The sequence below is a fragment of the Cupriavidus sp. GA3-3 genome (assembly GCF_000389805.1).
In the GTDB taxonomy this organism is placed as follows: domain Bacteria; phylum Pseudomonadota; class Gammaproteobacteria; order Burkholderiales; family Burkholderiaceae; genus Cupriavidus; species Cupriavidus necator_D.
Window position 1 is genome coordinate 100,234 of the sequence record NZ_KB944461.1, and the last position, 19,545, is coordinate 119,778.

A 19,545-nucleotide genomic window follows, 5' to 3' on the forward strand; every position below is an offset into this window, starting at 1 on the left:
ACCATGGCAAAGAAGAATGAGATGAGCGTGAATATCGGTATTTCCGACAAGGACCGCAAGAAGATCGCGGAAGGCCTGTCCAAGCTGCTGGCGGACACCTACACCCTCTACCTCAAGACCCATAACTTCCACTGGAACGTGACGGGTCCCATGTTCAATACGCTGCATCTGATGTTCGAGACCCAGTACACCGAGCTGGCGCTCGCCGTGGACTCGATCGCCGAGCGTATCCGCGCGCTGGGCTACCCGGCACCGGGCACCTACAAGGAATACGCCCGCCTGTCTTCGATCGCGGAGGAAGAGGGCGTGCCCGAGGCCACCGAAATGATCCGCAAGCTGGTCGAAGGCCAGGAAGCCGTGGTGCGCACCGCGCGTTCGCTGTTCCCGGTGATCGACGCCGCCGGCGACGAACCGTCGGCCGACCTGCTGACCCAGCGCATGCAGACGCACGAAAAGACCGCGTGGATGCTGCGCGCGATGCTGGCCTGAGGCCAGCTTGCCACCTCCGGCTGCCCTTCAGTAGCGGCCGGCACTGCGCGTCGCAACCGTCCGGGCTGCGGCGCGTTTTCATTGAATCCTCCTTCCCGGATCCGCGCAGTGCAGACCCTCTCGCCGTTGCCCCCCACGCCCATGCTTGAACGCCTTTCCCTCTACGCGCGCCTGGTGCGCATCGACAAGCCGATCGGCACGCTGCTGCTGCTGTGGCCGACGCTGTGGGCCATGTGGATGGCCGCGGGCGGGCCGCCGGCGTGGGGGCTGTTCTGGATCTTCGTGGCGGGCACCTTTCTGATGCGCTCGGCTGGCTGCGCCATCAACGACTGGGCGGACCGCGACTTCGACAAGCACGTCAAGCGCACCAGGGAACGGCCGCTGACCGCGGGCAAGATCGCAGCGTGGGAAGCGCTGGCCGTCGCCGCCGTGCTGGCGCTGGTGGCTTTTGCGCTGGTGTTGCCGCTCAATGCGCTGACCAAATGGCTGGCGGTGGTGGCGGCGGTGGTGGCCGGCACTTACCCGTTCTTCAAGCGCTTCTTTGCGATTCCGCAGGCTTATCTCGGCATCGCGTTTGGCTTTGGTATCCCGATGGCGTTTGCCGCGATCCAGGACCAGGTGCCGCCGGTGGCGTGGCTGATGCTGCTGGCCAATGTGTTCTGGGCGGTGGCGTATGACACGGCTTATGCGATGGTCGATCGTGACGACGACCTCCTGATCGGCATGAAGACTTCGGCCATTACCTTTGGCCGCTTCGACGTGGCGGCGATCATGCTCTGCTATGCCGCGTTCCTGGCGCTGATGGCGTGGGCGGGGGTGCTGCTGGGGCTGGGGTGGCCTTACTGGGTGGGGCTGGCGGCGGCTGCGGGTTGCGCCGGGTATCATTACACGCTGATTCGTGACCGCGACCGGATGCGGTGTTTCGCGGCGTTCCGGCATAACAACTGGCTGGGGGCCTGTGTGTTTGCGGGGACGGCGGTGGCTTATGCAATTCGCTGATTAGATCCCGCTGGTTTTCTCCCCTCTCCCGCTTGCGGGAGAGGGGAGCGTTCACATGGGGCGGCGGCCAGGTCAGAGCGCCCGCGGTTTGGCCGCGCCTCAATCCTTCCCGAACTCCGCCCCCATCTCCTTGCCCCGCGCCGCGGCAGCATGCATCGCGCGCACGAAGGCATCACCAATGCCCGAAGCCTCCATCGCCGTCAGCGCCGCATACGTCGTGCCGCCCTTGGACGTCACGCGCTCACGCAGCGTCGACACCGGCTCGGAAGACTGCCCGGCCAGGGTAGCAGCGCCACGGAAGGTCTCTACCGCCAGTTCGCGGCCTTGCTCCGCCGTCAGGCCCAGCTCGGTGGCGGCCCGTTCCATCGCCTCGATAAAGTAGAAGACATAGGCCGGCCCACTGCCGGAAATGGCGGTGACCGCATCGATCTGGTCATCCCCATCCACCCATACGCACTTGCCGACGGCCTCGGCCACCGCGCTGGCGATCGCGCGGTCTTCGGCCGACAGCCCGGCCGGCGCGGCCAGCCCGGTCATGCCCATGCCGGCCAGCGCCGGCGTATTCGGCATCGCCCGCACCAGCCGGGTGCGCCCGTCCAGCCAGCGCTCCATGTCCTGCAGCCGGATGCCGGCGGCCACGCTGATCACCAGGTTGCCCTTGCCGCTGGCCGGCAGGATCGGCAGCAGCTGCGCCGCGGCGTCGCGGAACTGCTGCGGCTTGACCGCCAGCACCAGCACGTCGCAGGCGCCGAAGGCGGCATCCGGCGCGCCGGCGGCATGCACGCCGAGGTCGCGCGCCAGGCGTTGCTGGGCCTCGGGGAAGGGGTCGACCACGCGGATCGAGCCGGCCGGCACGCCGCGGGCGATCAGGCCGCCGATCAGTGCGGTGGCCATGTTGCCGCCGCCGAGAAAGCCAAAGGTAAGGGTATCGAGCATGGAGATCCGTTGGGGGGCTTGAAGGGAATGGACTGGGCGCGCCGGACTACGGGTATTGGCGCGCTCCGAAAATGGCGGTGCCGATCCGCACCAGCGTGGCGCCCTCGGCGATGGCGGCTTCCATGTCGCCCGACATGCCCATCGACAGCGTGTCGAGGTCCAGGCCGTCGGTGCGCAGCGCCTGCAGCATGGCGCGCATGGCCGCGAATGGGCGGCGCTGCGCGGCGGGGTCGTGCTCGGGCTCGGGGATGGCCATCAGCCCGCGCAGGCGCAGGCCTGGCAGCGCGGCGACGGCATGTGCCAGGCCGGGCACCTCTGCCGGGGCGACGCCGCTCTTGCTGGCTTCGCCGCTGATATTGACCTGGATGCAGACCTGCAGCGCGGCCATGCCGGCCGGGCGCTGGGCCGACAGCCGCTCGGCGATCCTGAGCCGGTCGACGGCGTGCACCCAGTCGAAATGCTCCGCCACCAGGCGGGTCTTGTTGCTCTGCAGCGGGCCGATGAAATGCCATTGCAGGCGGTGGCGCAGGTCGGCCAGCGCGGCGATCTTGTCGACGCCTTCCTGGACGTAGTTTTCGCCGAAAGCGACCTGTCCGGCGGCGTATGCGGCCCTTATGCGGTCGGGGGGAACGGTCTTGGAAACCGCCAGCAGGGCGATGTCCGCGGGCTGTCTGCCGGCTTGTTGTGCGGCCGCCGCGATGCGCTGGTGAACGGCTTGCAAGTTGGCGGCAATTACAGACATAATCCGGCGAACATACAAAAGAAAGTACGCAAAGTACTGATAACTAGGGTGGGGTCATTATAGATGGACATCGCGCAGCTATTGGCTTTCGCTGTCAAGAACAAGGCGTCTGATCTTCATCTCTCCGCGGACATGCCGCCGATGGTGCGGATCCACGGCGACATGCGCCGGATCAACATCGCCTCGATGACGCACAAGGATGTCCACGCCATGGTGTACGACATCATGAGCGACACCCAGCGCAAGGCCTACGAAGAACGCCTCGAAATCGATTTCTCGTTCGAGATCGCCGGCCTGTCCCGCTTCCGGGTCAATGCCTATAACACCCAGCGCGGCGCCGCCGCGGTGTTCCGTACCATTCCCTCCAAGGTGCTCACGCTCGAAGAGCTGCGCGCGCCCGCGGTGTTTGCCGACCTGTGCATGAAGCCGCGCGGGCTGGTGCTGGTGACGGGCCCGACCGGCTCGGGCAAGTCCACCACGCTGGCGGCGATGGTCGACCATCGCAACGAAAGCGACATGGGCCACATCCTCACGGTGGAGGACCCGATCGAATTCGTGCACAGCTCCAAGAAGAGCCTGATCAACCAGCGCGAGCTGGGGCCGCACACGCATTCGTTTGCCAACGCGTTGCGCTCGGCACTGCGTGAAGACCCGGACGTGATCCTGGTGGGTGAGCTGCGCGACCTGGAAACCATCCGCCTGGCGCTGACCGCGGCCGAGACCGGCCACCTGGTCTTCGGCACGCTGCACACCAGCTCAGCGGCCAAGACCATCGACCGCGTGGTCGATGTGTTCCCGCCCGAAGAGAAGGACATGGTGCGCACCATGCTGTCGGAATCGCTGGAGGCGGTGATCTCGCAGACGCTGCTGAAGACGCGCGACGGCAATGGCCGCACCGCCGCGCACGAGATCATGATCGCCACGCCCGCGATCCGCCACCTGATCCGCGAGAACAAGATCGCGCAGATGTACTCGATGATGCAGACCAGCAGCGGGCTGGGCATGCAGACGCTGGACCAGTGCCTGTCTGACCTGATCAAGCGCAGCGTCATCAGCTACAACGACGCGCGCGCCATCGCCAAGAACCCCGACGCGTTCATGGGCTGAGGCCCGCTCCCCAGCAGGACACCGACATGCTCGATCGCGAATCCGCCGCCAAGTACATCAACGACCTGCTGGAGCTGATGGTCAGCAACCGCGGCTCGGACCTGTTCATTACCTCTGACTTCCCGCCGGCGATCAAGGTCGACGGCAAGATCAAGCCGGTGTCGCAGCAGCCGCTGAACCCGACCCAGGCGCTGGGCCTGGTGCGCTCGGTGATGAACGAGCGCCAGGTGCAGGACTTCGACACCAGCCGCGAATGCAATTTCGCGATCACCGCGCCCAAGGCCGGGCGCTTCCGCGTGTCGGCCTTTATCCAGCAGGGCAAGGCCGGCATGGTGGTGCGCACCATCAATACGCGCATTCCCTCGGTGGCCGACCTGGACCTGCCGGCGACGCTGCATGAGGTGGTGATGGCCAAGCGCGGGCTGGTGATCGTGACCGGCGCCACCGGCTCGGGCAAGTCGACCACGCTGGCGGCAATGCTGGATCACCGCAACGCGCATTCGTACGGCCATATCATCACCATCGAGGATCCGATCGAGTACGTGCATGCGCACCAGAACTGCATCGTCACGCAGCGCGAGGTCGGCATCGATACCGAGTCCTGGCACGTGGCGCTGAAGAACACGCTGCGCCAGGCGCCCGACGTGATCCTGATCGGCGAAATCCGTGACCGCGAGACCATGGAGTACGCGATGCAGTACGCCGAGACCGGCCACCTGTGCCTGGCCACGCTGCACGCCAACAATGCCAACCAGGCGATCGACCGCGTGGTCAACTTCTTCCCCGAGGAAAAGCGCCAGCAGCTGCTGATCGACCTGTCGCTGAACCTGAAGGCGATGATCTCGCAGCGCCTGCTGCCGCGCGCCGGCAAAAAGGGGCGCGTGCCGGCGGTGGAGATCATGATCGGCACGCCGCTGGTGGCCGACCTGATCTTCAAGGGCGAGATCCACGAGCTCAAGGAAGTCATCAAGAAGTCGCGCGAGCAGGGCATGGTCTCGTTCGACCAGGCGCTGTTCGACCTGTACGAGGAAGGCAAGATCACCTACGAGGACGCGCTGCGCAATGCCGACTCGCTCAACGACCTGCGCCTGATGATCAAGCTGCACAGCGCGAGCGCCAAGGACACCGACCTGGGTGCCGGCACCGAGCATCTCAATGTCATCTGATTCGTGCACGGTGATGCGCATGGCGTTATGCTTGGGCCACGCAAGGGCCAGTTCCGGCCCCAGGAGTCTGCCATGAGCAATGTCTACCAGTTCGAAGCCAACTCGCTGGCCGGCCAGCCGGTACCGCTGTCGCAGTTCCAGGGCAAGGTGATGCTGGTCGTCAACACCGCCAGCGAATGCGGGTTCACGCCGCAGTACGAGGGCCTGCAGAAGCTCTACGACGAATACCACGAGCGCGGCCTGGAGGTGCTGGGCTTCCCGTGCAACCAGTTCGGCAAGCAGGAGCCGGGCGATGCGCAGCAGATCGGCCAGTTCTGCGAAACGCGCTTTGCGGTGCGCTTCCCGATGTTCGCCAAGATCGACGTGAACGGTGCCGACGCCCATCCGCTGTACCAGTGGCTGACCACGGAAAAGCGTGGCGTGCTCGGTACCCAGGGCATCAAATGGAACTTCACCAAGTTCCTGCTGCGCCGCGACGGCACGGTGTTCAAGCGCTATGCGCCGACCACCAAGCCCGACGAGCTGCGCGCCGATATCGAGATGCTGCTGTCCGACCCGGCTGCCTGAGCGGGACTAGGTGCCGCTGGCGCGCACCGCGCGCAGGAAACCGTTGAGCGAGCGGTCGGGCGTTTCGTGGAAATGGTCGTCCAGCATGCGGATGGCGCGGCAGCGGTCCAGCCGGAAGCTGCGATAGTCCGAGCGCGTGGTGCACCACGTCGCCAGCAACCAGGCATTGCCCCAGAAGAACAGGCCCAGCGGCATCACCACGCGTTCGGTGATGCGCTGCTGCACGTCGCAATAGTCGAGCAGCAGCAATTTCTGTTCGCCCAGCGCCCCGTGTACCACGTCGAAGGCCTCGCGCACATGCGCCTGGTTGACGTATTCCGGCGCGAACACGCGGCTTTGCTGCGCTGCCAGCCGGCGCGGCGGCGGCAGCGCGGCCATCAGTTTTTCCAGCGCGGGATCGGCCGCGGCGGCCAGCGCGCCGCCGCCCCAGGCTTTCAGGAGGCGCAGGCCGGCGACCAGTGCTTCGACTTCCATGGCGGTGAACATCAGCGGCGGGACATCGAAGTCGGCGCGCAGCCGGTAGCCGATGCCGGCCTCGCCCTCGACCGGCACGCCTGACAGCGACAGCGCCTGGATATCACGGTAGACGGTGCGTTCCGACACCCCGAGCCGCTGCGCCAGCAGCGCCGCCGTGGTCAGGCGGCGGCCGCGCAGCACCTGCACGATCTGGAACAGGCGGTCGGCGCGGCGGCTCATCGGGGGCGGCTTGCCATCGGGGTCAGGCGGCCACGGGCTCGTGCAGCCCGATGCGGTTGCCTTCGCTGTCGGTGATATGGGCGATGCGGCCGATCTCGCCCGGCAGGCGCAGCGGCCCGAACACCGTCTTGCCGCCGGCGCGCGCGGCGCGCTCCAGCAGCACATCCAGTTCCGGCGCATGCAGGTATGGCACCGCGCCGTAGTAGTTGCTGGGGCGATAGCCCTCGCCGGCGACCAGCGCGCCGCCCGGGTCGGGGTGGGGGAACACGGCCATGTCGACCTGGCTCATGGTCTCGCGGCGCAGCTGGATATTGAACACCTGCTCGTAGAAGCCGACCGCGCGGCTCATGTCGACGACGGGGATTTCCAGCCAGTTGATCAGACGGTTGCTCATGACAGACTCCTTGGTTCCAGGTGAAGGGGAGTGGGGAGCTCGCATCATGCGCGGGGGCTGCTGACAGCGTGCTGTCAGGAGCGTGTCAGTGTGGCATCCACGCCGCCATCACCGGCACCATGATCGCCGTCAGCACGCCGTTCAGGCCCATGCCCAGCGCGGCAAAGGCGCCGGCTTCCTGGTTGACCTGGAAGGCGCGCGCGGTGCCGATGCCGTGGGCTGCCACGCCGGTGGCGAAACCGCGCACGCTGTAGTCGCGGATGCGCAGCAGGTTCAGCACGCTGGTGGCGCTGACCGCGCCGATGATGCCGGTGGCCATCACCAGCACCGCGGTCAGCGAGGGCAGCCCGCCGATCTTCTCGGCCACGCCCATGGCGATCGGGATCGTCACCGACTTGGGCGCGAGCGAGCGCACGGTCTCGGGCGATGCGCCCAGCAGCCAGGCAATTCCCACCGCCGACACCACCGCCACCACCGAGCCCGCCACCAGTCCTGCCAGCAGCGGGAACACATGGGTGCGCAGCTTGGGCAGCTGCAGGTACAGCGGCACCGCCAGTGCCACCGTGGCCGGCCCCAGCAGGAAGTGCACGAATTGCGCGCCGTCGAAGTAGGTCTTGTAGGGCGTGCCGGTGACGGTCAGCACCGTGACCAGCAGCGCCACCGCGATCATCACCGGGTTGGCCAGCGGCGAGAAGCGCGAACGCTCATAGATGCGGAAGGCAAAGACGTAGGCCAGCAGCGTGGCGGTCAGCCCGACCAGCGGGCTCGCGGCCAGGTAGACCCAGATCTCGTTGAGGCGGGGCGTCATCATGCCTGCTCTCCTTTCGCATCGGCGGGCGGGACATCGGCGCGCTTGCGCATCAGCATGCGCGTGACCACGGCGGTGGTGGCGATGGCCAGCCAGGTGGACACCACCAGCGCCACCAGGATCGGCATCCATTCGCCCTCGATGCGGTTGGCATGGACCATGATGCCGACGCCGGCCGGCACGAACAGCAGCGACAGGTGCTTGAGCAGTTCAGATGTGGTGCCCTGGATGATGGGCAGCAGGCGGTCGTCGAAGACGAGCCAGCCGAACAGCAAAATCATGCCCAGCACGGGGCCGGGCACCGGCAGGGTCAGCGCGTAGCTGATCACCTCGCCGACGGACTGGAAAACCAACAGGATTGCAAAGGTCTGGAGCATGGGGCGTGGCGTTTGGTCGCAGGTGCGCGGCGCGCGTCCGGAAGGATGCGCGCTGCCGCCCATGCTGCCCGCCCGCGCTAGCCGAGCATCTTGTCGACCAGTTCGATCCAGTGCATCACCGGGGTGCCGGTGCCGCCCTGCAGGTGCGAGATGCAGCCGATATTGGCCGAGACGATGGCTTCGGGCTGCGTGGCCTGCAGTTTGGCGAGCTTGTCGTCGCGCAGGCGGTAGGCCAGTTCCGGCTGCAACACCGAATAAGTGCCCGCCGAGCCGCAGCACAGGTGGCTGTCAGCGCAGAGTTTGACTTCGACGCCGAGGCCGGTCAAGAGCGCTTCGACTTTGCCGCGGATCTGCTGGCCGTGCTGCAGCGTGCAGGGCGGGTGGTAAGCCACGCGCCGGTTGTCGCGCGGGACCGCGCCGGCCAGGGTGTGCAGCTCGTCGGCAAAGTCCGGCAAGACTTCGGACAGGTCGCGCGTCAGCGCCGAGACGCGGCGGGCGCGCTCGGCGTACTTCGGATCGTTGCGCAGCAGGTGCCCGTAGTCCTTGACCATCGCGCCACAGCCCGAGGCTGTCATCACGATGGCCTCGGCGCCGTCCTCGATATGCGGCCACCAGGCATCGATATTGCGGCGCATATTGTCGAGGCCGCCGTCGTGGTCGCCGGTGTGGAAGCGGATCGCGCCGCAGCAGCCGGCTTCGCGCGCCACCAGCAGTTGTACGCCGACACGGTCGAACACACGCGCAGTTGCGGCATTGATGTTGGGCGACATTGACGGCTGCACGCAGCCGTCGAGCAACAACATCTTGCGTGCATGCGCATTGCGCGGCCACGTGCCGGGCGCGGCGGTGCTGGACAGCGCCGGCACCTTGTTGCGCAGCGTGCCCGGCAGCAGCGGCCGCACCATCTGGCCCAGGCGCAGCGCCGTGCCGAACAGCGCCGGGCGCGTCAGCCCCTCGCGCAGCACCCAGCGCGCGATGCGCTCGCGGGCGGGGCGCTGCACGCCTTCGGCCTCGAGCTTGTCGTCGACCAGCTTGCGGCCGATATCGACCAGGCGGCCGTAGCGCACGCCCGACGGGCAGGTCGATTCGCAGTTGCGGCAGGTCAGGCAGCGGTCCAGGTGCAGGCGCGTGCTTTCGGTGATGGCATGGCCTTCCAGCACCTGCTTCATCAGGTAGATGCGCCCGCGCGGGCCGTCCAGCTCATCGCCGAGCAACTGGTAGGTGGGGCAGGTGGCGGTGCAGAAGCCGCAATGCACGCAGTTGCCGACGATGGATTTGGCTTCCTCGCCTTCGGGCGTGTTGCGAAGAAAATCGGCCAGGTTCGTTTGCATGGTGTGGGGAGGTTGTGCCGGGGGGATGCCTGGACGTGCCGGGTCAGAGCCCGGGGTACATGCGCTGCGGGTTGAAGATGCCGGCCGGGTCGAAGGTCTCTTTCAGGCGGCGGTGGATCGCGGCCAGCGGCGAGGCCAGCGGCGTGAACACGCCCACTGACTTGTCGCCATTGCGGAACAGCGTGGCATGGCCGCCGGCGGCCTGCGCCACGGCGCGCACGCTTTCGGCATCGGTCTTGTCAGTGCCGTCCTCGGGCAGCCACCAGCGCTGGCCGCCGCCCCATTCGATCAGCTGTGGGCCCGGCAGCGCCAGCGGCGCGGCGATGGTGGGCACCGCCAGGCGCCACAGCGCGCGGCCCGCCTGGGCGGGGGCGAAGAACGGGTGGGTCTGCTCGCGCAGCGATTGCCACAGCGCCGCGGCTTCCGCAGCGTCCACGCGCTCGCCGCCCAGCCTGGCGCACGCGGCGCGCACGGCGGCGGTGGCGCCGGCCAGGCGCACGTGCAGCACGCCCGCGTGCCAGGCCGAAGACGCCAGCGGCAGCGGCTGGCCGCCCCAACGGTTCAGGTGCTCGATGGCATCGGCCTGCGCCAGCTCGAAGCGCAGCGTGGCCTCGTCGAACGGTGCCGGCAGCACCTTGACCGACACCTGCAGGATCAGCCCGAGCGTGCCGAGCGAGCCCGCCAGCAGCCGCGACACGTCATAGCCCGCCACGTTCTTCATCACCTGGCCGCCGAAGTCCATCACCTCGCCGCGGCCGTCCATCAGCTGCGCGCCCAGCATGAAGTCGCGCAGCGCGCCCACCGACTGCCGGCGCGGGCCCGACAATCCCGCGGCCACGGCGCCGCCCAGCGTCGCGGTGCTGGGCTGGCCCGGCAGTGCGAAATGGGGCGGCTCGAAGGCCAGCATCTGGCGCTTCTCGGCCAGCGCCGCCTCGATCTCGGCCAGCGGCGTGCCGCAGCGCGCGGTGATCACCAGCTCGGCCGGGTCGTAGTCGACGATGCCGGCATAGGCGCGCGTGTCCAGCAGCTGGCCCGCGGCGGGCTGGCCGTAGAAGTCCTTGCTGCCGCCGCCGCGCAGCCGCAGCGCGGTGCGGGTCTCGGTGGCTTGCCTGACGGCGTCGCGGATGGCGTCGAGGGTGGCTTGCATATGCGTCGTGGGGTAGGGAAGGCCGGCTCAGGAGCCGGCAGGTCCGCCGGGCACTTCCGGCCGGTCGTTCTGGTATTCGGGCAGCTGGCTGCCGCAATGCTTGCAGTAGCCGGCGTCGGGTTCGTGGCCCTCGGTCAGGCAATGGGTGCAGGTGCGCGTGGTGAGCGGCCGCTTCAGGATGCTGGCGGCCAGCTCGGCGCCGACGATACCGGTGGGGAAGGCGATGATGCCGTAGCCCAGCAGGATGGTCAGCGAGGTGATGAACTGCCCCAGCGGGGTCTTGGGCACCATGTCGCCGAAGCCCGTGGTGGTCAGCGTCACCACCGCCCAGTACATGCTGACCGGGATGCTGGTGAAGCCGTGCTGCGGACCTTCCACCACGTACATCACCGTGCCCAGGATCACCGTGATGATGAACACCGTGCCCAGGAACACGAAGATCTTGCGGCGGCTGTTGACCAGCGCGCGGTACAGGATCTCGGCCTCCTCGAAGTACACGGTCAGCTTCAGGATCCGGAACACGCGCAGCAGCCGCAGCAGGCGCACGTCGATCAGGAAATGCAGCTCGGGCAGGAAGAACGCCAGCCAGGTCGGCATGATCGAGACGAAGTCGATGATGCCGTAGAAGCTGAACACATAGCGCCACGGCCGGCGCACCACCAGGATGCGCATCATGTACTCGGCCGTGAAGAACAGCGTGAACATCCATTCCAGCACGGTGAACAGCCGCCCCAGGCGGTTGTTCACCGCGGGCAGGCTGTCGAGCATCACCACCGTCACGCTGGCGACGATGGCCAGCAGCAGCGCGACATCGAAGAGCCGGCCCTCGCGGGTATCGGCCTCGAAGATGATGGTGTACCAGCGCTGGCGCCAGCCGGCCTCGGGCTGGCCCAGGCGCTGGCGGATGAACGCTTCCTGCTGCTGGCGTCGGCGTGGGCTGGACATGGCGTGGCTCAGAAGCGCGGCAGTTCCGGGTGCGGCAGCAGGCCCCGCTTCACATGCATCTTGCCGTACTCCGCGCAGCGCGCCAGCGTGGGGATGGCCTTGTCCGGGTTGAGCAGCCGCGCCGGGTCGAAGGCGGCCTTGACGCCGAAGAAGGCATCGCGCTCGGCGGGCGAGAACTGCACGCACATCGAGTTGAGCTTCTCCACGCCCACGCCGTGCTCGCCGGTGACGGTGCCGCCCAGTTCCACGCAGGTTTCCAGGATGTCGGCGCCGAACAGCTCGGCGCGGTGCCATTGGTCCTGGTCCGCGCCATCGAACAGCACCAGCGGGTGCATGTTGCCGTCGCCGGCATGGAACACGTTGATGCAGCGCAGGCCGTACTTTTGCTCCATGGCTTCGATGCGCCTGAGCAGCGTGCCGATGTGCTTGCGCGGAATGGTGCCGTCCATGCAGTAGTAGTCCGGCGAGATCCGGCCGGCGGCGGGGAAGGCGTTCTTGCGGCCGCTCCAGAAGCGCAGGCGCTCGGCTTCGTTCTGCGAGACCACGATGCGGGTGCAGCCCGATGCCGTCAGCACCGCGCTCATGCGTTCGATTTCCTCGGCCACTTCTTCCGGGGTGCCGTCGGATTCGCACAGCAGGATGGCGGCGGCATCCAGGTCATAGCCCGCATGCACGAACTGCTCGACCGCGGCGGTGGCGGGCTTGTCCATCATTTCCAGTCCGGCCGGGATGATGCCGGCGGCGATCACGTCCGCCACCGCATTGCCGCCTTTCTCGACATCGTCGAAGCAGGCCATGATCACCTGCGCCAGCTGCGGCTTGGGGATCAGGCGCACCGTGACCTCGGTGACCACGGCCAGCATGCCTTCGGAGCCGATCAGCACGGCCAGCAGGTCCAGGCCCGGCGAGTCGGGGGCCTCGGAGCCGAACACCACCACCTCGCCCTCCATCGTCACCGCGCGCACGCGCAGCACGTTGTGCACGGTCAGGCCGTACTTCAGGCAGTGCACGCCGCCGGAGTTCTCGCTGACGTTGCCGCCGATGGTGCAGGCGATCTGCGAGGACGGGTCCGGCGCGTAGTACAGGTTGTGGGGTGCGGCGGCGTCGGAGATCGCCAGGTTGCGCACGCCCGGCTGGACCACCGCGGTGCGCGAGTACGGATCGACCGACAGGATGCGCTTGAACTTGGCCAGCGACAGCACCAGGCCCTCGGCGATCGGCATGGCGCCACCCGACAGGCTGGTGCCGGCGCCGCGCGGCACCACCGGCACGCCCAGCTTGTGGCACAGGCGCAGGATCGCGCAGACCTGTTCCTCGGTGTCGGGCAGGGCCACGGCCATCGGCACCTGGCGGTACGCGGCCAGGCCGTCGCATTCATAGGGGACGGTGTCTTCCGGCTTCCACAGCAGCGCGGCATCCGGCAGGATCTGCGCCAGGCCGGCCAGCAGCGCGCTGCGGCGGCCTTCGGCCGTGGCATGGGCGCCGTCGGGGGCGATGGTTTGGGCTTCGTGCGGGGCATTCATGAACGACTCCTGTGGGGCCTCCTGGATGGCGGCCGGTGCGCGGCCTGCCGGTCGCGGCAATGCAGGGCCTGCCGCGGGGACGGGTGACTATAGCGCAGGGCACCTGGCGCGGGCACCACGGGACACGTGAATTCCGCATGGCAGGCCGATCAAAAATGCTCATCATGGCTGCGCGGGAAATCACTCCTGGCAGGCGACGCAAGTCCAGCGTACACCGCAGCGCGGGTGCAGGGAAGGCGGTCCGGCCGGACTCAGCGTGCCGGCGGCTGCGGCAGGAAGCAGACCATGTCGAGCTTGTCGTGGAAGTGCGGCGCGACGTACAGCGCATCCGGCTCCAGCCCCGTGCGCACGAAGCCGAGCGACTCGTACAGCCGCACCGCGCCCGCGCTGCCGGCATTGACGCACAGCGTCACCTGGCGCACGCCCGGCATGGCGGCGGCCTGTTCCATGGCCCGCTCCATCAGCGCGCGGCCGAGCTTGCGGTCGCGCCAGCCCGGGGCCACGTACATGCCCCAGATAAAGGCCTTGTGCCGGTGCTTGGCGTTTTCCTCGCGCATCACCCCGACCACGCCGGCCAGCGCGCTGCCATCGCTGCCGTCGACAAAGGCGCCGAATACGGCCTTGCCCTCGGTCGCGGCCAGGCGCCCGGCGACGACTTCCAGCGGCCGGTCCTGTTCCTCCTCCAGGCTGGAAGCGAAGGCTTCCGGCGCTTCGGCCAGGCCGTGCAGCCGCAGCGCCTGGAAGGCGGCGGCATCGGCGGGGGTCAGCAAGCGGATTTCCATGGGGTCAGTCTCCTACCAGTCCAGGCTCAGCAGCCAGTCGACGAAATAGCGCGCCTCGGGCTTGAGCGGGGCCTGTTCGCGCTCGACGATGTAGTAGCCGTGCGGCGAGACCGATTCCACCTCCAGCAGCCGCACCATCTGCCCCAGCGACAGCCAGTGCCGCGCCATGCGCTGGCGCACCAGCGCCACGCCCTGGTTGGACGCGATCGCTTCCAGCATCAGGCCGATGTCGTTGAACTGCGGCCCGGTCTGCGGCTCGACCCAATCCAGCCCGGCAGTCTCGAACCACGGCTTCCACGGCTCCAGCGGACTGCGCAGCAGCACCAGGCCGTGCAGGTGCTCCGGCTTGGTGATGGCGCGGCCGTTGACGCGCTCGTAGTACTCGCGCCCGCACGCCGGGAACACCGGCTCGACCAGCAGCCGGGTGGTCTTCAGGTCAGGGTAGCGGCCGGTGCCGTAGCGGATCTCGACATCGGTGTCCTCGGCCTTGACGTCCAGGAACGGGATCGCCAGGTGCAGCTCGAGGTCGATATGCGGATACAGCGCGCCGAACTCGGGCAGGCGCGGCACCAGGTGCTGGCGCCCGAAGGTGGGCGGGATCGCCACCCGCAGCCGGGTGCGCAGCTTGTTGTATTCGGGCCGCGCCAGCTCGTTGAGCGACTTGAGCGCGTCCTGCACGTTGCGCAGGTAGCGCGTGCCGGCGGCGGTCAGCCGCAGCGCCGCGTTGGCGCGCACGAACAGGTCTTCGCCCCACAGCTCCTCAAGATTCTTGATGCGGTGCGAGACCGCGCTGGGCGTGACCGACAGCTCTTCGGCCGCGCGCGCGAAGCTGCCCAGGCGCGCCGCTGCCTCGAAGGCGATCAGCAGGTGCAGCGGCGGGACGCGGTTGAACATGGAGGCCATCAGCTCGGCACGCCTTACTGCGAGCCGCCGCGCGTGGCGCTGAAGATCTTGCCCGGGTTGAGGATGTGCTTGGGGTCCAGCGCGTCCTTGATCGCGCGCATCACGTCGAGCGCATCCTCGCCGTGTTCTTCCACCAGGAAGCGCTGCTTGTGCAAGCCCACGCCGTGCTCGCCGGTGCAGGTGCCGCCCATCGCCAGCGCGCGTTCGACGATGCGCTGGTTGATGGCCTCGGCCTCGGCCATCTCTTCGGGCTTGTCGGGGTCGACCAGGATCGCCACGTGGAAGTTGCCGTCGCCGACATGGCCGACGATGGGGCAGGGCAGCGCCGAGGCGTTCAGGTCCTTCTCGGTCTCGGTGACGCAGTCGGCCAGGCGCGAGATCGGCACGCACACGTCGGTGGTCACCGACTTGCAGCCCGGCTTGAGCTGCAGCATGGCGAAGTAGGCGGTATGGCGCGCGTTCCACAGCCGGCTGCGGTCCTCCGGGCGGGTGGCCCACTCGAAGCCCTGGCCGCCGTGCTCGGCGGTGATCTGCTGCACGGTCTCGGCCTGCTCGCGCACGCCGGCCTCGGTGCCGTGGAATTCGAAGAACAGGTGCGGGGTCTCGGGCAGGGTCAGGTTGTCGTGGCGGTTGATGGCTCGGATCGCCAGCGCATCGACGAACTCCACGCGCGCCACCGGCACGCCCAGCTGGATGGTCTGGATTACCGCCTGCACCGCGCTGCCCATGCTGGGGAAGGCGCACACCGCGGCGGAGATCGCCTCCGGCTGCGGGTAGAGCCGCACCGTCACCTCGGTGATGATGCCGAGCGTGCCTTCGCTGCCGATAAAGAGCCGGGTCAGGTCATAGCCCGCCGCCGACTTGCGCGCCTGCGTGCCGGTGCGGATCACGCGGCCGTCGGCGGTTACCACTGTCAGCGCCAGCACGTTCTCGCGCATGGTGCCGTAGCGCACCGCGTTGGTCCCGGAGGCGCGCGTGGCGCACATGCCGCCCAGCGAGGCGTCGGCGCCCGGGTCGATCGGGAAGAACAGGCCGGTGTCCTTGATTTCCTGGTTCAGCTGCTTGCGCGTGACGCCGGGCTGCACGGTCACGGTCAGGTCCTCGGGCTGCACCGCCAGCACGCGGTTCATCTGCGACAGGTCCAGACTGATGCCGCCTGCCACGGCCAGCAGATGGCCTTCCAGGGACGAGCCAGCGCCGTACGGGATCAGCGGCACGCCATGCTGGTTGCACAGGCGCGCCACCTCGGCCACTTCCTCGGTGCTGTGGGCGAAGACCACGGCGTCGGGCACGGCCGGCGGGAACGGGGATTCGTCGCGGCCGTGGTGTTCGCACACGCCGGCGGAGGTGGTGAAGCGGTCGCCGAAGCGCGCCGCCAGGGCTTCGCTGAAGGCGGGCGGCAGCGGACGGCGGGCGAGCGTGGCGGACGGCGTGGGGTGGTTCATGCGGGTCTCCGGCGGGTCGGCGCGACGGTGGTGCCGGCGGCGGCGCTGCGGAGCAAGCTCCGGTCTGGCCGGCAGGGGCGCGACCCGGTTATCGAATGGGCGACGAATGGGGGCTACCGGCATTCTACGCCGCGCGGCGGCTCATGCACCCTGGCCGGGCACTGCGGCGGCCGGTACTGGCCGATAGCCGCACAGCAAGCGCCGGGACACAAGCGCTTGGCGCGCCGAGGCGGTCCGGCGCGATAATGCGTCTTTCCCCCGGCGCCCCGCGTTGCAGGGCGGACCACGACTACCACACGCTTACGAGGAGACCGGCATGGGCAACCGCCTGTCCAAGATTGCCACCCGCACCGGCGACGCCGGCACCACCGGCCTGGGCGACGGCAGCCGCACCGGCAAGGCCAGCCCGCGCATCGCCGCCATCGGCGACGTCGACGAGCTCAACTGCCACGTCGGCGTGCTGCTGACCGAGGCCTTGCCCGACGACGTGCGCGCCGCCCTGCTGCATATCCAGCACGACCTGTTCGACCTGGGTGGCGAGCTGTCCATCCCGGGCTACACCCTGCTCAAGCCTGAGCAGGTGGCGCAGCTCGATACCTGGCTCGCCGACTACAACGCCAACCTGCCGCGGCTGGCCGAATTCATCCTGCCCGGCGGCAGCCGCGCCGCGGCGCAGGCCCATGTCTGCCGCACCGTGTGCCGCCGTGCCGAGCGCGCGCTGGTGGCGCTGGGCGCGGCCGAGCCACTGAACGAGGCCCCGCGCCAGTACCTGAACCGGCTGTCGGACCTGATGTTCGTGCTGGCGCGGGTGCTGAACCGGGCCGGCGGCGGTTCCGACGTGTTGTGGCAGCGCGATCGCGACGCGCCAGGAGGTATGGAATAGGCCACTTTCGGCGGCCGCGCCGCGCCGTCCGCTTAACCTGCGGCGGCGGATGCCGTTGAAAGCATGCAGAAACCGAGAAAATTACTCGGATTTGCCGGTTCTGCCCTTGAAAAGCCCCCGGGCGGCCACATTTCGGCCTCAGGTTGAATTGCAGCCGCGCGGATAGCGCCGGCTCAAGAGGAGAGAATAATGGGTAAGATCATCGGTATCGACCTCGGTACCACCAATAGCTGCGTCGCGATCCTGGAAGGCAACACCCCCAAGGTCATCGAAAACTCGGAGGGTGCCCGCACCACCCCGTCGATCATCGCCTACATGGAAGACGGCGAGATCCTGGTCGGCGCGCCGGCCAAGCGCCAGGCCGTCACCAATCCGCGCAACACCCTGTACGCGGTCAAGCGCCTGATCGGCCGCAAGTTCGAAGAGAAGGAAGTCCAGAAGGACATCGGCCTGATGCCGTATTCCATCGTCAAGGCCGACAACGGCGACGCATGGGTGTCGGTGCGCGACCAGAAGCTGGCGCCGCCGCAGGTTTCCGCCGAAGTGCTGCGCAAGATGAAGAAGACGGCCGAGGACTACCTCGGCGAGCCGGTGACCGAAGCCGTGATCACCGTGCCGGCCTACTTCAACGACTCGCAGCGCCAGGCCACCAAGGACGCCGGCCGCATCGCCGGCCTCGACGTCAAGCGCATCATCAACGAGCCGACCGCGGCCGCGCTGGCGTTCGGCATGGACAAGAACGAGAAGGGCGACCGCAAGATCGCCGTGTATGACCTCGGCGGCGGCACCTTCGACATCTCGATCATCGAGATCGCGGACGTGGACGGCGAGAAGCAGTTCGAAGTGCTGTCGACCAACGGCGACACCTTCCTGGGCGGCGAAGACTTCGACCAGCGCATCATCGACTACATCATCAGCGAGTTCAAGAAGGACCAGGGCGTGGACCTGTCCAAGGACGTGCTCGCGCTGCAGCGCCTGAAGGAAGCCGCTGAAAAGGCCAAGATCGAACTGTCGAGCTCGCAGCAGACCGAGATCAACCTGCCGTACATCACGGCCGATGCCTCGGGTCCGAAGCACCTGAACCTGAAGATGACCCGCGCCAAGCTCGAATCCCTGGTGGAAGAGCTGATCACGCGCACCATCGAGCCGTGCCGCATCGCCATCAAGGACGCGGGCGTCAAGGTCAGCGACATCGACGACGTGATCCTGGTGGGCGGCATGACCCGCATGCCCAAGGTGCAGGAACAGGTCAAGGAGTTCTTCGGCAAGGAAGCGCGCAAGGACGTGAACCCGGATGAAGCCGTGGCCGTCGGCGCCGCGATCCAGGGCTCGGTGCTGTCGGGCGACCGTACCGACGTGCTGCTGCTGGACGTGACGCCGCTGTCGCTGGGGATCGAGACCCTGGGTGGCGTGATGACCAAGATGATCACCAAGAACACCACCATCCCGACCAAGCATGCGCAGGTGTTCTCGACCGCCGACGACAACCAGCCGGCGGTGACCATCAAGGTGTTCCAGGGCGAGCGTGAAATGGCCTCCGGCAACAAGCTGCTGGGCGAGTTCAACCTGGAAGGCATTCCGCCCGCAGCGCGCGGCACGCCGCAGATCGAAGTGTCGTTCGACATCGACGCCAACGGCATCCTGCACGTGGGCGCCAAGGACAAGGCGACCGGCAAGGAAAACAGGATCACCATCAAGGCGAACTCGGGCCTGTCGGAAGACGAGATCCAGCGCATGGTGAAGGACGCCGAGGCCAACGCCGAGGAAGACAAGAAGGCCCGCGAGCTGGCTGATGCCCGCAACCAGGCCGACGCGCTGATCCACTCGACCAAGAAAGCGCTCACCGAATACGGCGACAAGCTGGAAGCCGGCGAGAAGGAAAAGATCGAAGCCGCGATCAAGGAACTGGAAGACGCCGCTCGCGGCGGCGACAAGGCCGAGATCGATGCCAAGGTCAACGCGCTGTCCGAAGTCAGCCAGAAGCTGGGCGAGAAGGTCTACGCCGACATGCAGGCCAAGGCTGGCGAAGGCGCCACGGCCGGTGCTGCTGCCGGTGCCGGCGCGGCCGGTGGCCAGCAGGCGCAGCCGCAGGACGACAACGTTGTGGACGCCGAATTCAAGGAAGTCAACGACAAGAAGTAATCGGGACACGCGGGCGGCGGTGCAGGCACTGGCCGGCACCGCCCCCGTCCCGACGCCGGGCGCGGCCATCGGACCCAGCGGGAAACCGCCGTCGGATGCCTCGCTCGGCTTTTTTGCTATTCGCCGGTATCGCGCCACATGTGCGTGCCGGCCAAAAAGGTTT

Annotated in this window: 20 protein-coding genes; 7 read left to right on the forward strand and 13 right to left on the reverse strand. The window is 67.8% G+C overall.

The features are described from left to right. The first annotated feature begins 3 nt into the window (after positions 1-3). Both C265_RS03155 and ubiA read left to right on the forward strand, forming a co-directional pair. Positions 4-489, forward strand: a complete 486-nt coding sequence (locus C265_RS03155; RefSeq protein WP_010815054.1) for a Dps family protein — start codon at positions 4-6, stop codon at positions 487-489. Between the two features lie 141 nt (positions 490-630). Continuing rightward, a complete protein-coding gene (gene ubiA / locus C265_RS03160) occupies positions 631-1,488 on the forward strand; it encodes a 4-hydroxybenzoate octaprenyltransferase (RefSeq protein ID WP_010815053.1) in 858 nt (285 codons plus the stop codon). A gap of 99 nt (positions 1,489-1,587) precedes the next feature. On the opposite strand, the gene proC is transcribed toward ubiA, so the two are convergent. Next, complete coding sequence (gene proC, locus C265_RS03165; RefSeq protein WP_010815052.1) at positions 1,588-2,424, reverse strand: pyrroline-5-carboxylate reductase; 837 nt, start codon at positions 2,422-2,424, stop codon at positions 1,588-1,590. A 46-nt stretch (positions 2,425-2,470) separates the two neighbouring features. Further along, a complete protein-coding gene (locus tag C265_RS03170) occupies positions 2,471-3,166 on the reverse strand; it encodes a YggS family pyridoxal phosphate-dependent enzyme (RefSeq protein ID WP_010815051.1) in 696 nt (231 codons plus the stop codon). A 63-nt stretch (positions 3,167-3,229) separates the two neighbouring features. Here C265_RS03170 and C265_RS03175 point away from each other — a divergent pair, with 63 nt between their 5' ends. From C265_RS03175 to C265_RS03185, 3 genes are all read left to right on the forward strand, one after another. Next, positions 3,230-4,273: a type IV pilus twitching motility protein PilT gene (locus C265_RS03175; RefSeq protein ID WP_010815050.1), complete on the forward strand. Its 1,044-nt coding sequence runs from the start codon at positions 3,230-3,232 to the stop codon at positions 4,271-4,273. 26 nt (positions 4,274-4,299) lie between these two features. Continuing rightward, positions 4,300-5,439: a PilT/PilU family type 4a pilus ATPase gene (locus tag C265_RS03180; RefSeq protein ID WP_010815049.1), complete on the forward strand. Its 1,140-nt coding sequence runs from the start codon at positions 4,300-4,302 to the stop codon at positions 5,437-5,439. A gap of 72 nt (positions 5,440-5,511) precedes the next feature. Further along, positions 5,512-6,006 carry a glutathione peroxidase gene (locus tag C265_RS03185; protein WP_010815048.1) on the forward strand — a complete coding sequence of 165 codons (495 nt, stop codon included), beginning with the start codon at positions 5,512-5,514 and terminating at the stop codon, positions 6,004-6,006. Positions 6,007-6,012: 6 nt separating this feature from the next. On the opposite strand, the gene C265_RS03190 is transcribed toward C265_RS03185, so the two are convergent. The 11 genes from C265_RS03190 to C265_RS03240 all read right to left on the reverse strand — a co-directional run bounded on the left by C265_RS03190 (position 6,013) and on the right by C265_RS03240 (position 16,357). After that, the gene (locus tag C265_RS03190; RefSeq protein WP_010815047.1) at positions 6,013-6,702 is read right to left on the reverse strand and encodes a YafY family protein; all 690 of its coding nucleotides are present in this window, start codon (positions 6,700-6,702) and stop codon (positions 6,013-6,015) included. A 22-nt stretch (positions 6,703-6,724) separates the two neighbouring features. Next, positions 6,725-7,096, reverse strand: coding sequence for a VOC family protein (locus C265_RS03195; RefSeq protein ID WP_010815046.1), 372 nt, complete (start codon positions 7,094-7,096; stop codon positions 6,725-6,727). Between the two features lie 85 nt (positions 7,097-7,181). After that, positions 7,182-7,907 carry an LrgB family protein gene (locus C265_RS03200; RefSeq protein ID WP_010815045.1) on the reverse strand — a complete coding sequence of 242 codons (726 nt, stop codon included), beginning with the start codon at positions 7,905-7,907 and terminating at the stop codon, positions 7,182-7,184. Continuing rightward, on the reverse strand, positions 7,904-8,281 hold the full coding sequence (locus tag C265_RS03205) for a CidA/LrgA family protein (RefSeq protein ID WP_010815044.1): 378 nt from the start codon (positions 8,279-8,281) through the stop codon (positions 7,904-7,906). Before C265_RS03205 ends, C265_RS03200 begins: the two co-directional genes overlap by 4 nt. Before the next feature lie 77 nt (positions 8,282-8,358). Continuing rightward, positions 8,359-9,612, reverse strand: coding sequence for a glycolate oxidase subunit GlcF (gene glcF / locus C265_RS03210; protein ID WP_010815043.1), 1,254 nt, complete (start codon positions 9,610-9,612; stop codon positions 8,359-8,361). Positions 9,613-9,655: 43 nt separating this feature from the next. Then, positions 9,656-10,759, reverse strand: a complete 1,104-nt coding sequence (gene glcE, locus C265_RS03215; RefSeq protein WP_010815042.1) for a glycolate oxidase subunit GlcE — start codon at positions 10,757-10,759, stop codon at positions 9,656-9,658. A gap of 27 nt (positions 10,760-10,786) precedes the next feature. Next, positions 10,787-11,704 carry an ion transporter gene (locus C265_RS03220; protein ID WP_010815041.1) on the reverse strand — a complete coding sequence of 306 codons (918 nt, stop codon included), beginning with the start codon at positions 11,702-11,704 and terminating at the stop codon, positions 10,787-10,789. Positions 11,705-11,712: 8 nt separating this feature from the next. Beyond that, the gene (locus C265_RS03225) at positions 11,713-13,227 is read right to left on the reverse strand and encodes an FAD-linked oxidase C-terminal domain-containing protein (protein WP_010815040.1); all 1,515 of its coding nucleotides are present in this window, start codon (positions 13,225-13,227) and stop codon (positions 11,713-11,715) included. A 251-nt stretch (positions 13,228-13,478) separates the two neighbouring features. Next, positions 13,479-14,009, reverse strand: a complete 531-nt coding sequence (locus C265_RS03230; protein WP_010815039.1) for a GNAT family N-acetyltransferase — start codon at positions 14,007-14,009, stop codon at positions 13,479-13,481. A 12-nt stretch (positions 14,010-14,021) separates the two neighbouring features. Further along, the gene (locus tag C265_RS03235) at positions 14,022-14,912 is read right to left on the reverse strand and encodes a LysR substrate-binding domain-containing protein (RefSeq protein WP_010815038.1); all 891 of its coding nucleotides are present in this window, start codon (positions 14,910-14,912) and stop codon (positions 14,022-14,024) included. A gap of 14 nt (positions 14,913-14,926) precedes the next feature. Next, the gene (locus C265_RS03240) at positions 14,927-16,357 is read right to left on the reverse strand and encodes an FAD-binding oxidoreductase (RefSeq protein WP_010815037.1); all 1,431 of its coding nucleotides are present in this window, start codon (positions 16,355-16,357) and stop codon (positions 14,927-14,929) included. Between the two features lie 316 nt (positions 16,358-16,673). On the opposite strand from C265_RS03240, the gene C265_RS03245 reads away from it, so the two are divergent. Next, complete coding sequence (locus tag C265_RS03245) at positions 16,674-17,240, forward strand: cob(I)yrinic acid a,c-diamide adenosyltransferase (RefSeq protein ID WP_010815036.1); 567 nt, start codon at positions 16,674-16,676, stop codon at positions 17,238-17,240. A 189-nt stretch (positions 17,241-17,429) separates the two neighbouring features. Beyond that, complete coding sequence (gene dnaK, locus C265_RS03250; protein ID WP_010815035.1) at positions 17,430-19,382, forward strand: molecular chaperone DnaK; 1,953 nt, start codon at positions 17,430-17,432, stop codon at positions 19,380-19,382. The last annotated feature ends 163 nt before the right edge of the window (positions 19,383-19,545 follow it).

What these genes read in the sequence shown, in the direction of transcription:
- C265_RS03155 (WP_010815054.1), top strand. Translation starts at nt 4, where the DNA reads ATGGCAAAGAAGAATGAGATGAGCGTGAATATCGGTATTTCCGACAAG.
- ubiA (WP_010815053.1), top strand. Translation starts at nt 631, where the DNA reads ATGCTTGAACGCCTTTCCCTCTACGCGCGCCTGGTGCGCATCGACAAG.
- proC (WP_010815052.1), bottom strand. Translation starts at nt 2,424, where the DNA reads ATGCTCGATACCCTTACCTTTGGCTTTCTCGGCGGCGGCAACATGGCC.
- C265_RS03170 (WP_010815051.1), bottom strand. Translation starts at nt 3,166, where the DNA reads ATGTCTGTAATTGCCGCCAACTTGCAAGCCGTTCACCAGCGCATCGCG.
- C265_RS03175 (WP_010815050.1), top strand. Translation starts at nt 3,230, where the DNA reads ATGGACATCGCGCAGCTATTGGCTTTCGCTGTCAAGAACAAGGCGTCT.
- C265_RS03180 (WP_010815049.1), top strand. Translation starts at nt 4,300, where the DNA reads ATGCTCGATCGCGAATCCGCCGCCAAGTACATCAACGACCTGCTGGAG.
- C265_RS03185 (WP_010815048.1), top strand. Translation starts at nt 5,512, where the DNA reads ATGAGCAATGTCTACCAGTTCGAAGCCAACTCGCTGGCCGGCCAGCCG.
- C265_RS03190 (WP_010815047.1), bottom strand. Translation starts at nt 6,702, where the DNA reads ATGAGCCGCCGCGCCGACCGCCTGTTCCAGATCGTGCAGGTGCTGCGC.
- C265_RS03195 (WP_010815046.1), bottom strand. Translation starts at nt 7,096, where the DNA reads ATGAGCAACCGTCTGATCAACTGGCTGGAAATCCCCGTCGTCGACATG.
- C265_RS03200 (WP_010815045.1), bottom strand. Translation starts at nt 7,907, where the DNA reads ATGATGACGCCCCGCCTCAACGAGATCTGGGTCTACCTGGCCGCGAGC.
- C265_RS03205 (WP_010815044.1), bottom strand. Translation starts at nt 8,281, where the DNA reads ATGCTCCAGACCTTTGCAATCCTGTTGGTTTTCCAGTCCGTCGGCGAG.
- glcF (WP_010815043.1), bottom strand. Translation starts at nt 9,612, where the DNA reads ATGCAAACGAACCTGGCCGATTTTCTTCGCAACACGCCCGAAGGCGAG.
- glcE (WP_010815042.1), bottom strand. Translation starts at nt 10,759, where the DNA reads ATGCAAGCCACCCTCGACGCCATCCGCGACGCCGTCAGGCAAGCCACC.
- C265_RS03220 (WP_010815041.1), bottom strand. Translation starts at nt 11,704, where the DNA reads ATGTCCAGCCCACGCCGACGCCAGCAGCAGGAAGCGTTCATCCGCCAG.
- C265_RS03225 (WP_010815040.1), bottom strand. Translation starts at nt 13,227, where the DNA reads ATGAATGCCCCGCACGAAGCCCAAACCATCGCCCCCGACGGCGCCCAT.
- C265_RS03230 (WP_010815039.1), bottom strand. Translation starts at nt 14,009, where the DNA reads ATGGAAATCCGCTTGCTGACCCCCGCCGATGCCGCCGCCTTCCAGGCG.
- C265_RS03235 (WP_010815038.1), bottom strand. Translation starts at nt 14,912, where the DNA reads ATGGCCTCCATGTTCAACCGCGTCCCGCCGCTGCACCTGCTGATCGCC.
- C265_RS03240 (WP_010815037.1), bottom strand. Translation starts at nt 16,357, where the DNA reads ATGAACCACCCCACGCCGTCCGCCACGCTCGCCCGCCGTCCGCTGCCG.
- C265_RS03245 (WP_010815036.1), top strand. Translation starts at nt 16,674, where the DNA reads ATGGGCAACCGCCTGTCCAAGATTGCCACCCGCACCGGCGACGCCGGC.
- dnaK (WP_010815035.1), top strand. Translation starts at nt 17,430, where the DNA reads ATGGGTAAGATCATCGGTATCGACCTCGGTACCACCAATAGCTGCGTC.